Raw genomic sequence first — 11,549 nt, forward strand, 5'->3', positions numbered from 1 at the left:
TGCGCGAACACGTCCTGGCCGCCGGCCGCGACAAAGCGGTGACGGTCACCTGGCGCAAGGGCTCCAAAGCCGCGATGACCTCCCGCTTCGTGTTCCTGCGCATCCGGCTCGCGGGACGCCGTCCAAAGCCCGCTCCCGACGGTGTCATCGGCCTGACCTGGCTGATCGCCCAGTGGCCCGAGGGTGAGGACGAGCCGGTCAAGTACTGGATATCCAACCTGCCCGCCGGCATCCCGGCCCGGGATCTGGTCCGCCTCGCGAAGTTACGGTGGCGCATCGAGCACGACTACCGCGAGCTGAAGACCACCCTCGGACTCGACCACTTCGAAGGCCGCTCATTCACCGGCTGGCACCGCCACGTCACCCTCGTCACCGCCGCCCACCTGTTCCTGACCGAACAGCGGACCTGCCTAAAAGTCCCTGCCAGGGCCTGACCCTCTACCAGGCCCTGGACCTCCTCCAGCATCTGCTGGCCACCTGGACCGGAACTTGCCCCACCTGCCGACAACCCACCCCATGGCAGCCCTACGACACCACCTAACAAAGCCCTATTAGGCGGTGTCCGGCGGATCACGGTCGGATCGGCGCCAGGCCGTGACGGATCGATGGCCGGCAAGAGTTATGTGCCCTTACGGGTGAACCTCTTGCTTAGCGTCGCGAACGGCGGACGGAGACCCAATACGGTAATCGAAGCCAATACGCGACTTCGATGTTTGGCTAGGGCATTTATGCCTTTAAATGAAGAATCAGCGTTCAAGGACTGGAGTGGAATACGTGATTTCCCTGAGCGTTAACTTCACCCGCTGCGCGGCGGTTGGGCTCGCTGCGGCGGCAGTTGTCGCCACAGCCGTCTCCCCTGCGGGCGCCGCCCCGTCCGCTGGCCGCACCGCGCCCACCGCAGCGAGCGTTCCGATGTGTCTCGACGTCGGCAACACCCGCAACAGCGGAGACAACGCCCAGATCTGGCGCTGCCTCGGCAACACCAACCAGAAGTTCGTGATCGACGACGGGCAGGTAAAGGTCGCCGACACGATCGGCAAGCGCGAGGAGATGTGCCTCGACGCGGGCAACACCCGCAACAACGGCGACAACGTACAGATCTGGGTCTGTCAGACCCCGAACGTCAACCAGAGGTGGGTCCTGCGCGACGGGCAGCTCGTGCTCAAGAACACGATCGGCAGGCCCAGCGAAATGTGCCTGGACACGGGCAATACCCGCAACGACGGCGACAACGTGCAGATCTGGACCTGCCAGACCCAGAACGCCAACCAGAGGTGGGTAGTCCAGCGCGGCTACATCAAGGTGGAGGACACCCTCTCGTGAACACCGCCTACGCTTGACCTCCAAGGGCGCCTGGGCGCGGACCGGGCCTTCGGCCGGGGCCCGTACGGATCACGGCCGGAGCCATAGGCGGATCGCTGCTGCGGTGACCGTGCCTTGGAAAACGTAGGCCCGCTTGTCATATCGGGTGGCGACTGCCCGGGAGTTCTTGAGCCGGTTGATGGTCCGTTCGACTTCGTTGCGACGCTGGTAGAGGTCGTGGTCGAACCCGGTGGGCCTGCCGCCGGCGCTGCCTCGACGCTGGCGGTTGGCCCGCTGGTCCTTCGGCTCCGGGATTGTGTGCTTGATCTGGCGTCTGCGCAGGTAGCGCCTGTTGCGACGAGAGCTGTATGCCTTGTCGCCGCTGACGTGACCGGGCCGCGTCCGGGGGCGCCCGCCCAGCGGGCGGGGCACCCGGATCCGGCCAATGACCTCGATCATCCGTGGTGCGTCGCCCCACTGACCCGGCGTGACCAGAAAGGCCAGGGGACGGCAGCCGCCCTCACCGGCAAGGTGGATCTTGCTCGGCAGGCCGCCCCGGGACCGCCCGAGTCCCTCGTCAGGGCGGTGGTGCCGGGGCGTCGTCCTTTTTTCGGAACCCGCGGTGTGGCCTTGCGGGCGCCGGCGGCGTGCTGATGGGCCCGGCAGGACGTCGAGTCGACGCCGACCATTGACCAGTCGATGCGCCCGGCGAGATCGGCGCCAGCCTGAACCGCCTGCAAGATCCGGTCCCAGGTCCCGTCCGCCGACCAGCGGCGATGCCGCTCATAGACGGTTTTCCAGGGTCCGTAACGATCGGGCAGATCACGCCACGGAACCCCGGTCCGTACCCGGAACAAAATTCCGTTCACCACCATGTGGTGGTCACCCCACCGGCCGCCCCGACCACCCGACGGCGGCAGATGCGGCTCCAGAAGCGACCACTCGTGATTCGGTAGATCCGCCCGACCCATACTCGAAACCAACGAGCGATTGGTCAGAAGGTCACATGATCCGCCGGACAGTGCCTAGCGGTGCCGGGGGTTGTTCGCGTTGGCTGGGGCGGGGCGCCCACCATCGTGAGTCGCGACCAGCAGGGACAGCCGGTCTGCGGCACTTGTTACCGACGCACTCGCGCCGGGGAACCGTGCGCCCGCCGCGGCCAGACCAAGCCGGTCAACGCGCGATGGCCGGTCGGGCCGGTCTGCCATGTCTGCTACACCGCCGTGCTCCGGTCACCGGCCGAGTGCCCTCGCTGCGGCATCGTCCAGCCGCTGATCGCGCGGGCAGGGGCGCGTGGACGACAAGGCCATCGATTCCGCGCCGGGCCATGCAGCGCTGGCAAGCTGGCCGATGCAGGACACCGTCGCCGTGGGTGTTCGGGGTCGGATTGTGCTCGTGGCTCTCGCCGAGCAGGGCGAGAGTCGGCATCGCGTGCGTGAGCCCGGCAGGTGCTCTGCCGGTCAGCGCGGGCAGTGCGAGCAGGGCCTGCGGCTATCTGTCATCAAACGCTGTCATCAATCTTCATCGGATCTCATTGGATCGGCGCCGCCCAGGCGTCTTGGAATGTCCGGGTTTATTGGATGGATGCGGTGCCTGTCGTCAACCGTTCCATTGACGGCACCCGGGAACTCTGAGCCTGGCCAGGGCTGCCCCGCCGCCGCAGGCGACGGAAGCCTACTATCACCGGGAAACTGAGGTTCCCCCGCTGTGCGGGAGGTGCTGATCAGCTGGTCAGGGAGGGTTGACGGGGTTTCAGGTTCTCTCGTTCGGCCGTTGCCTGCTCGGCGTCAGGAGCCGTTGTCGGTCAGGACCCGTTCGACGGTGATGCCGCACGAGGTGAAGAACGTCTGGGTCCGGGTCCAGAACGCGGTGGCGGTTTCCTTCTCCTTGTCGCCGAGAGTCACCGAACCCTGCTTCGCCGGTGCACCACACTTCCCACCCACACGAATCCGCCCCAACGGCGGCAGCAGACCATCCCGCGTGCCGGGCCACGGGCGCGGCCCCATGAGCGGGGAGGTTACGAGCCGTGCCCGCGCGCCTGTCTACCCATGTCCGCCCCAGCGGGCTGGATCCGCCTCCAGCGACGCCCGGTCCCAGTCGCCCCGTGTGGCGGCGGCCTCGTAGGTGCTGTGCAGGAAGCCCAGCAGCGTCCGATCGGGTTCGGGGGCGGTACGTACCGCCCCGTACGGCAATAGGAACTGGCCGTTCTCCCGGCTGTAGAACGCCTCGGAGGGGGTGACAGGGCCCTCGGCGAATCCGTCGGGTTCGGGGTAGGCATACGAGTAGAAAGCACCCTCGTCACCGCCGCCGGGCCAGAAACCGCAACTGCTCAGCTCGCGTGAGTAGCCCTCCTCCATGACCCAGTCACCGCAGTTCGGCGCGCCACCGGGGTGGCGTGGGGCGCCGCGTCCGGAGAACCGGGTGCATGCCAGGTCCATGGCGCCCCAGAAGAAGTGAACCGGACTGACCTTGCCTGCGAAATAGCTGCGGTACTCGCCCAGCACTCGGTTTGCCTGGAGAAACTGGCGCCAGAACAGGTGCGCGGCATGCGGGTCGTACGTGTGGTGGGAGAAGTCCTCCGCGAACGGGACCGCCCGCTCGACCTCGTTCGGATGCCTCTGGATCGTGGTGGGGACGCCGATGTCCTCCAGGGCCCGCAGGACACGGGCGTGGAAGTCGGCCACCGGCATGGACTCCAAGGCGATGCGCCGGGCACCGCCGTCACTGGTGCGCAGACTCAGCGCGTGGTCGACGAAGTCGAACTCGATATCGAAGGCACCCGCACCGTGGGGAACGGCCGAGGTGGTCAATCCCCGTGGGCTGACGTAGAGCGTCACCTGCCACCAGTGATTGAGCAGCGGAGCGTGTGCCAGCCGGACCTTCCCGATGATCTGCATCCACATATGCAGCGTGTCGCGCGTCTCGGCCCACTCGGCAACCCACAACCGCGGCCACATCCCGGCTTCCCGGCGGCTTTCCGTCGTCACTATGGTTCCTCCGGAGCTTCGAGTGTCCCCTGAACACCGCGGCCACCGTGAGGGCCCGGACCGGCCCACGATAGCCACTTGCCCCATCGTCGTCCTGTCTGACGGCGCCGGTCATCTGAGCGACAGCCGTTACCGCGCTTCAGTTCAGCGTGCAGGGATTGACCACATCACCGCTCGCGGGCCTGCGGATCGCGCGCCCGTCTCGGCGGAGCATGAGCCAGGAGAGGGTCGGCGGGCAGTGGTGCAGGCTGCCGTGTGTGGTAGTGAGTTCATTTCCCAGATGTCGATGTCCCGTCCGGCGGTGACGTGGTGCAGGTGTTGGCGTACCCTGTCCAGGTAGCGGCGCATGACCGGAATGGGGTGGACGTGTTCACCCAGGTGGGGGAGCCGCCCGGTCATCTTGCTGTGGGCGGGCCATAGTTCGCTGATCTCGCGGGGCAGTGTGCCCGATTCCCAGCCTGTCAAGGTGGCGAGTCCTTCCTGCCGGCTCGCTTCGCTGCGGTGCGCCGCGTCGTTATGGGTCCGGTCCGCGGTCGACAGGAGCAGTCGGGCCAGTTGGGATCGGGCCTGGTTCAGGCGGCTGCGGACGTGCCGACGGGGATGTCGCAGGCGACGGCGATCTCTTCATAGGAGCCGGCGGTGGCAAAATAGTGCAGTTCCCACTTCTTGTCGTAGAAGGGGTACAGCCGGTGGGGGCCTTGCGCAGGTCCATTCCTTCGTGCACAAGCCGGACGTGGCGAGGACTCGAGGGCGGGGGGCGACGTGCCTCGCCGCCGACCGCACCGCTGCCGCGGCGTCGCCTCAGGCGCTCGAGTCCGCACGTGCGGCGACGGATCGGAGCCAGTCCTCCATATGATGGTTGACTTCGTCGGCGGCTTCCAGCTGGAGCCAGTGCCCGGCTTGGACGACGCGTTCGGCGAGATCGGTACACGTCTGCCGCATGCCGTCCAGCATGCGGGGGTTGGTGATGTCGGCGACGGAGTCGTAGGCGGCGCCGATGAACAGCACGGGCATGTCCACCAGGCCTCCATTGACAGCCGCACTGGCGTAAGCCGCGTTCGCGCGGTGGTTGAGGTAGTAGCAGGTCGGACCCCAGAAGCCGTTGGTCCCCAGCGACTCGGTCAGCTCGGCGTGGTCTTGTGGTGAGAGCACATCCGTGTCGAGGGGCAGGTCAGGGGCCGTGGAGGCGCCACCGAACCAGCCGCCGTCGGCAGTTACGGCGGAGGTGGGCGCAGGACGGCTGTGTACCGTCGGGTCGCCTTTCCGGAACAACGCCTTGACGGCGTTGGCCGGCGCGGCGTCGAAGACCGCCGTGGCCTGCCGCGGGTGCTGCTCGTAGTAGACCATGTAGTCGAACTGCCCGTTGGGGTGCGTGCTCACGGGGTAGCGCGCCCGGTCCACGGTCGAGATCAGGGCGTCCAGTCCGCACTCCAGGCTCCCGAAGGGGACTGCGAGGGTGATCGCAGCGGTGCACCGTTCGGGGAAGTGGGCAGCCATGTTCCACACCGTGGGGCTGCCCCAGTCGTGCCCGACCCAGACCGCCGTGCCGAGATTCAGATGATCCAGCAGGGCAAGCATGTCGTTGACGATGAGCTCCTGCCGGTAGGCGGAAGGATCGGTGTGCACGGTCGACCGCCCGTATCCGCGCAGATCGGGGGCCACGACGCGGAAGCCGAGTGCGGCGAAGTGAGCCATCTGGTGCCGCCATGTCGAAGCGATCCCGGGCCAGCCGTGTACGAATACCAACGGTGAGCCGTCGAGCGGTCCTGCTTCCAGGTAGCCAACGGTCTGGCGTGGCCTGCGCAGGACGTTCCGCTGAGGATGAAAGCCGTGCGACACGACATCTCTCCATTGCTGCTTGACGCTTCAGGGTTGCGTCTCCCGGCGCTGTCGGGTTCAGGCGCTTTCCGCATTGTTGCGGATCAGGCCCGGTCCGGACCCGATGACGGTGTCCCCCATCCGGATGGCCGCTCGCGCGGCGCAGCACCGCGTGCACTTCGGCGCCGCATTTCCGGTGGTGCGAGACCGACGGTGGCCGTGGCTCGCCCGCGGCCCATCTGTCGTCCCATTGCCGCAGCGCCACGAGCACGGGCAGCAGATCGCGGCTCTTCTCGCCGGAGCGCCCGCGCGTAGGGGTGCGATGGTCAGCTCGGCCCGGCGGCGTGCGAGCGGCGCGTCGTCGCGTTCGAAGAGAGTTCAGCCGGCGCGCACCGTACGGGCGGCTGTGACGAACGCCTCCAACTCGTGGGCGATGTCCGGTCCGGTCGGCTGGTAGACGATCTCGGTAATGCCTTGCTCCGCGTATTCGGCGAGGCGGTCGGCCAGCTGTGCGGCCGATCCGGTCACTGCGGTGGCCGGGATCAAGAGCAGCTCAGCTTCCATGGGCATCAGGCTAAGCGGTGGATGAGTGGAGGTGTCGTTGCCAGTCCTCCGGTACGTGCCCTTGCGGTCCCGGGACGGGCTGGGTGGTGGGGTGGCTGGCGGGCGGGGCCAGGCCGGGGCCGGTGTAGTACTGCTCGGTTTCGACGTTCCACAACCAGTCCTCATCGGGTTCGAAGCTGGCGAGGAACGGATGTCCTTCCTGGCGTGCGTGACGGGTGGCGTGCTGGGCCGGGGAGGAGTCGCAGCAGCCGATGTGGCCGCACGCGGCGCAGCGGCGCAGGTGGAACCACCAGCCGGGGCCGTTACCGGCCAGGCAGTCGACGCAGCCGACTCCACTCGGCGGCACCGAGGGGTCGATGCCGGGGATGCCGCGGTTCTCGGACATGACTCATCTCCTTCGCGGTACGCACCTCAATCGTTGCTCCTTTCGACCGGCACCGCACAGGATCTGCCTTCCTCCTCACGGCCGGTGACGCTGGGGGCCCGGGCGGTCAGCAGCCCTGCGGGCGCTCACGAACCGGGTCGCTCCGTGGGGGCTCGGTGAGACACTGGAGAGGTTCTGGCAGCGGTTTCAGCCTGGTCCCGGCCAAGAGAGGCAAAGGCCGGTTCCATGGGAGCGGTGGTGGGGCCGATGAGTACAAGCAGCGGCATCGGGATACCGGCCGAGTCCGGCACGGACGCCTCCGACCTCTACCGGCGGATGGCACAGACCTTCCCGCGGCTCACCGACGAGCAAGTGGCCCGCATCCGCAACTTCGGGCAGGTCGAGGACCTCCGTGCCGGAACCGCGCTGTTCCGGCGCGGGAACCGGAGCGCGGACTTCTTCCTCGTCCTGGAAGGCAACATCGAGATCTACCACGAAGCCCCGGACGGCACATGCCAGGTCATCACGGTGCACGGCCCCCACCAGTTCACCGGCGAGCTGGACCTGTTCAACGACCGCAAAACCCTGCTCAACGGCCGGATGGGCGAAGACGGACAAGTGGTGCGCCTGCACCGTCCGCAGTTCCGTCGCCTGCTGGCCGCGGAACCAGACATCTGCGAGACCGTGATGCGCGCCCTCATCCTGCGCCGCCTCGGCCTGATCCAGCACGGTCAGGCCACCGTGCTGGTCGCCGGCCCGCTCACCACCGCCGACACCCTGCGGGTGCTGCATTTCCTCGAGAGCAACGGCTACCCGGTCGCCACCATCGACCCTGCGGGTGGCCCAGCTGCCCGCGAGCTGCTGAGCCGCTACGGCCTCGACGGCCGCAGGACCTGGCCGGTGGTGGTCTACCGACCGGACCGGTTCCTGGAGAACCCCACCAACCGGGAACTGGCACAACACCTGGGACTCGCAGAGGCACTGGACCCGACCGCCGTGTACGACCTTGCCGTGGTCGGCGCCGGCCCGGCCGGACTGGCCGCCGCGGTCTACGCCGCCTCCGAAGGACTGCACACCGTGGTACTGGAGGCAGAGGCGCCGGGCGGGCAGGCCGGTACCTCCTCCATGATCGAGAACTATCTGGGGTTCCCCATCGGGGTGAGCGGCCAGGCACTGGCCGGGCGCGCCCAGGTCCAAGCACAGAAGTTCGGCGCCCGCATCGTGCTGCCCCGCCTGGTGGTGGGGCTGGACTGCGGCCGACAGCCCTACACGATCACGCTGGAGGACGGCGACCGCTTGCGGGCCCGGACGGTCGTCGTGGCCACCGGCGCGCGCTACCGACGACTGAACCTGTCCGGCCTGGCCCGGTTCGAGGGCAACGGCATCCACTACGCCGCCACACTCATGGAGGCCGGCCTGTGCGAAAGCGAGGAGGTCGCGGTCGTCGGCGGAGCCAACTCCGCGGGGCAGGCCGCGGTCTTCCTCTCCCGGCACGCCCGCCTGGTCCAGATGCTCATCCGCGGCTCGGGCCTGTCCGAGACCATGTCCCGCTATCTGCAGGACCGCATCGAAGCCTCCGGCAACATCCTTGTGCACCCGTACACCGAACTCACCGGATTCGAGGGCGACGAGCACCTCACCCGGGTGCGATGGACCAACAACCAGACCGGCGCCATGGAGAACCGGTCGATTGCCAACGTCTTCCTGATGCTCGGCGCCAGCCCCAACACCGAATGGCTGCAGGGCTGTCTGGAAACCGACCACAGGGGCTTCGTCCGCGTCGGCGCGGACGTTACCAACCGCCGGATGTACGCCGACGGTGCGCAGCCGGCCGGACTGGAGACCAATCTGCCCGGCGTCTTCGCAGTCGGCGACGTCAGAGCCGGGTCCGTCAAACGCGTCGCCTCCGCGGTCGGCGAAGGCTCCGTCGTCGTCTCGGACGTCCACCACTTCCTCACCGCCGACAGCTCGTAAGGAGCAGCTCGCGGCCACTGAGCCGAAATCCGGCGAGGTCTCGACCGCGCTGCCCCGGTTGCCGCAGTCTGGACGGTCGATCGACCGGCTGTGTGCGCAACGAGCCACGATCGCAGTCGACCAACCACCACCGTGGGCATGGGTGTTCCGTTTGATGCGAGCAGTCCGGTTGCCCGCCGCAGTCCGGTGCTGCCCGATTGGGACTGCTGCAATGGAACTTCGGCGCCCAGGACACCGTTGGGCCGGCACTCGTCTCCGGTCATCGGTGGCGACGCACGGGGCCTCACGGGGTCGGGGGGTGATCTCGACAGTAATGCCTTCGGGGGACAGTTGCTTGGCAGGGTCCTGGGCCCAGTAGGGCTCCTCGTGGTCGATGCGGGCCAGGACCAGGAAGTTCTCGGCGACCACGGTCCAGTCGGCTGCCTCCAGAGCCATGAGGGCGATGCGGCGCCTGATGCGGGCGGGACGGTGACCGTGGATCTCGACGGGGTGCTGGTGATCGCGCACTCCGACAAGGAGGACGCCGCACCCACGTGGAGGCGGACCTACGGCCACCACCCGCTGATAGGGTTCGTCGACCATGGACCGGGCGGCACCGGTGAACTGGTCGCGGCCCTGCCCAGGCCGGGCAACGCGGGATCGAACACGGCGGCCGACCACATCACCGCCACCCGGTCGGCCCTGGCTCAGCTGCCGAAGGAGTACCGGCGCGGGCGCCGGACCCTGATCCGCACGGACTTTGCGGGCGGCACCCACGACTTCGTGGCCTGGCTCGCCCGGCGGGGGCGGTGGTTGTCCTATTCGGTCGGCATGGTGATCACCGGGCAGGTCCACCAGCATGTGCTGAAGGTTCCGGCCTCGGCCTGGGCACCGGCCGTCGAAGCGGGCGGCGAGATCCGCGACCGCGCCTGGGTCGCTGAACTCACCAGCGACGTCCTGGACGGCTGGCCCAAGGGCATGCGGCTGATCGTCAGGAAGGAACGGCCGCACCCCGGGGCCCAGTTGCGGCTCACGGATGCGGACGGCATGCGGCTGACGTGTTTCGCCACCAACACCTCGGGCCGGGCGATCGCTGAGCTCGAGCTCCGTCACCGGCTGCGGGCCCGGGCCGAGGACCGCATCCGCGCTGCCCGGGCCACCGGCCTGCGCAACCTGCCCCTGCACCGCACGGTCCAGAGCCGGATCTGGCTGGAGACCGTGCAGCTCGCCCCCGACCTGCTGACCTGGATGCCGATGCTCGCACTGACCGGCAAGGCCTGCCTGTGGGAGCCCCGCCGACTGCGGCTCCGCCTGTTCACCGCGGCCGGACAGCTCGTGACCACCGGCCGCCGGCGGATCCTCCGGGGTGCGCGATCGACTCGGTGAACATGCGCGCCCTGAAAAGGGGGACCTGACAGGTCCGAATCCTGTCGACCGGGGCAAGTACGGGTCGAAGATCCACCTGATCATAGAACGGACCGGTCTGCCCCTCTCCAAGGTCAACCGGGCGGTCCTCGCGCATCGGCTCTTCACCGGGATCTCCCGGCGTCATCTGAGCTGTCTGGCACAGGAGTTGGTCCAGCCGTGGCAGGGCACAGTCGAAGGCCGCCGTCATGAAGTACGAGGCGGGGCGAGAAAGCGGGCCGCGGGTGCGGGCGCTCGGCACCAGTTGGTCTTCGTCGACCGGCTGGTGGCCACGCTCATCCACCTGCGGCACGACTTGCCGCACTCGGTGCTGGGGCTGCTGTTCGGTGTCGACCGTTCCACCATCACCCGAGCCGTCGGCGAGATCCGCACCCTCTTGGCCGAGCGGGGCTGCGCGGTCCCCGGCCAGCCCAGCCTGCGTCTGAAGACACTGGCGGACGTATTCGCCTACGCCCAGGCCGAGGGCATCGAGCTCCGCCCGGACGCCACCGAGATCCAGGTGCGCCGGCCCCCGGCCAGCCGCGGCGGACGCCGTGCGTTCGTCTCGGGCAAGAAGAAACAGAACACCATGAAAGCCACTGTCGTTGCCGACCACCGAGGTCGCACGTTATGGGCCGATGCCCTGCGACCTGGGCGGATGCATGATGCGACCGCGGCACGCAACGAGGGCATCGCCGTCTGCTTCCAGCACTTCCCCGACGTGGAGGTCCTCCTGGACGACGGCTACCCCGGGCCTCAGACGTGATCACCCGGGCCAGGCGATCACACCACCCAGGAAGCCGAACAAGAGCGCACTGCCCGACGTCCACGAACGCTGGGAACGCGACCGACACTGGCACTCATCCGACCGCATCACCGTCGAGCACGCCCTCGCCGACCACAAACGATGGAGACAACTCATCCGCTGGACCCACCGTCGAGACCGGCTGCCCGACACCTACCGCGCCATCGCCGGCCTCGTCTCCGACCGCACCGCCACCACCTGAACGACCACCCGGGACCAGGCCACCACAGCCTCACCCGCTATCACGCACCAACTCGTTATCGACGATCAGCTCCAGCACGGCCCCCGGCACAGCAACACGGCCAGGCGCCGATATCTCTTGCCCGGTCACAGCCCCGGACGCCCGCGCAAC

Annotated in this window: 8 protein-coding genes and 4 pseudogenes; 6 read left to right on the forward strand and 6 right to left on the reverse strand. The window is 68.2% G+C overall.

Going from position 1 to position 11,549, the window contains the following annotated elements; translation table 11 throughout:
• Positions 1-434: transposase (locus ACIOHC_RS43370; protein WP_401846946.1), on the forward strand; the 434-nt coding region annotated here is incomplete at its 5' end.
• Positions 435-774: 340 nt separating this feature from the next.
• Entirely contained in the window at positions 775-1,323 is a 549-nt protein-coding gene (locus ACIOHC_RS43375) for an RICIN domain-containing protein (protein WP_401846949.1), read from the forward strand.
• Between the two features lie 69 nt (positions 1,324-1,392).
• Here ACIOHC_RS43375 and ACIOHC_RS43380 read toward each other — a convergent pair.
• The 6 genes and pseudogenes from ACIOHC_RS43380 to ACIOHC_RS43405 form a co-directional block, all read right to left on the reverse strand.
• Positions 1,393-2,273, reverse strand: a protein-coding gene (locus tag ACIOHC_RS43380) for an IS5 family transposase (protein WP_401846951.1) whose coding sequence is annotated in 2 segments (ribosomal slippage) — positions 1,393-1,913 and positions 1,913-2,273 — 882 coding nt in all. Because the reading frame shifts where the segments join, the coding sequence is not laid out codon by codon here.
• 819 nt (positions 2,274-3,092) lie between these two features.
• A pseudogene (locus ACIOHC_RS43385) lies at positions 3,093-3,209 on the reverse strand (IS481 family transposase); the annotation flags it as partial.
• A 135-nt stretch (positions 3,210-3,344) separates the two neighbouring features.
• On the reverse strand, positions 3,345-4,259 hold the full coding sequence (locus ACIOHC_RS43390) for a DUF5996 family protein (protein ID WP_401846961.1): 915 nt from the start codon (positions 4,257-4,259) through the stop codon (positions 3,345-3,347).
• Between the two features lie 831 nt (positions 4,260-5,090).
• On the reverse strand, positions 5,091-6,128 hold the full coding sequence (locus ACIOHC_RS43395; protein ID WP_401846953.1) for an alpha/beta hydrolase: 1,038 nt from the start codon (positions 6,126-6,128) through the stop codon (positions 5,091-5,093).
• Positions 6,129-6,485: 357 nt separating this feature from the next.
• Complete coding sequence (locus ACIOHC_RS43400) at positions 6,486-6,671, reverse strand: hypothetical protein (protein ID WP_401846955.1); 186 nt, start codon at positions 6,669-6,671, stop codon at positions 6,486-6,488.
• Between the two features lie 10 nt (positions 6,672-6,681).
• Positions 6,682-7,056 carry a UBP-type zinc finger domain-containing protein gene (locus ACIOHC_RS43405; RefSeq protein WP_351073928.1) on the reverse strand — a complete coding sequence of 125 codons (375 nt, stop codon included), beginning with the start codon at positions 7,054-7,056 and terminating at the stop codon, positions 6,682-6,684.
• A 246-nt stretch (positions 7,057-7,302) separates the two neighbouring features.
• Here ACIOHC_RS43405 and ACIOHC_RS43410 point away from each other — a divergent pair, with 246 nt between their 5' ends.
• The 4 genes and pseudogenes from ACIOHC_RS43410 (at position 7,303) to ACIOHC_RS43425 (ending at position 11,399) form a co-directional block, all read left to right on the forward strand.
• A complete protein-coding gene (locus tag ACIOHC_RS43410) occupies positions 7,303-9,009 on the forward strand; it encodes an FAD-dependent oxidoreductase (protein ID WP_401846958.1) in 1,707 nt (568 codons plus the stop codon).
• Between the two features lie 438 nt (positions 9,010-9,447).
• A pseudogene (locus ACIOHC_RS43415) lies at positions 9,448-10,362 on the forward strand (IS1380 family transposase); the annotation flags it as partial.
• A gap of 16 nt (positions 10,363-10,378) precedes the next feature.
• A pseudogene (locus tag ACIOHC_RS43420) lies at positions 10,379-10,483 on the forward strand (IS5/IS1182 family transposase); the annotation flags it as partial.
• Positions 10,472-11,399, forward strand: a pseudogene (locus ACIOHC_RS43425) (transposase family protein). The pseudogenes ACIOHC_RS43420 and ACIOHC_RS43425, both read left to right, overlap by 12 nt.
• The last annotated feature ends 150 nt before the right edge of the window (positions 11,400-11,549 follow it).

The sequence above is a fragment of the Streptomyces sp. NPDC088252 genome (assembly GCF_044740965.1).
In the GTDB taxonomy this organism is placed as follows: Bacteria; Actinomycetota; Actinomycetes; order Streptomycetales; family Streptomycetaceae; genus Streptomyces.

Excerpts from the sequence above, each read along its gene's own strand:
- ACIOHC_RS43390 (WP_401846961.1), bottom strand. The coding sequence starts at position 4,259 with ATGTGGCCGCGGTTGTGGGTTGCCGAGTGGGCCGAGACGCGCGACACG.
- ACIOHC_RS43400 (WP_401846955.1), bottom strand. The coding sequence starts at position 6,671 with ATGGAAGCTGAGCTGCTCTTGATCCCGGCCACCGCAGTGACCGGATCG.
- ACIOHC_RS43405 (WP_351073928.1), bottom strand. The coding sequence starts at position 7,056 with ATGTCCGAGAACCGCGGCATCCCCGGCATCGACCCCTCGGTGCCGCCG.
- ACIOHC_RS43410 (WP_401846958.1), top strand. The coding sequence starts at position 7,303 with ATGAGTACAAGCAGCGGCATCGGGATACCGGCCGAGTCCGGCACGGAC.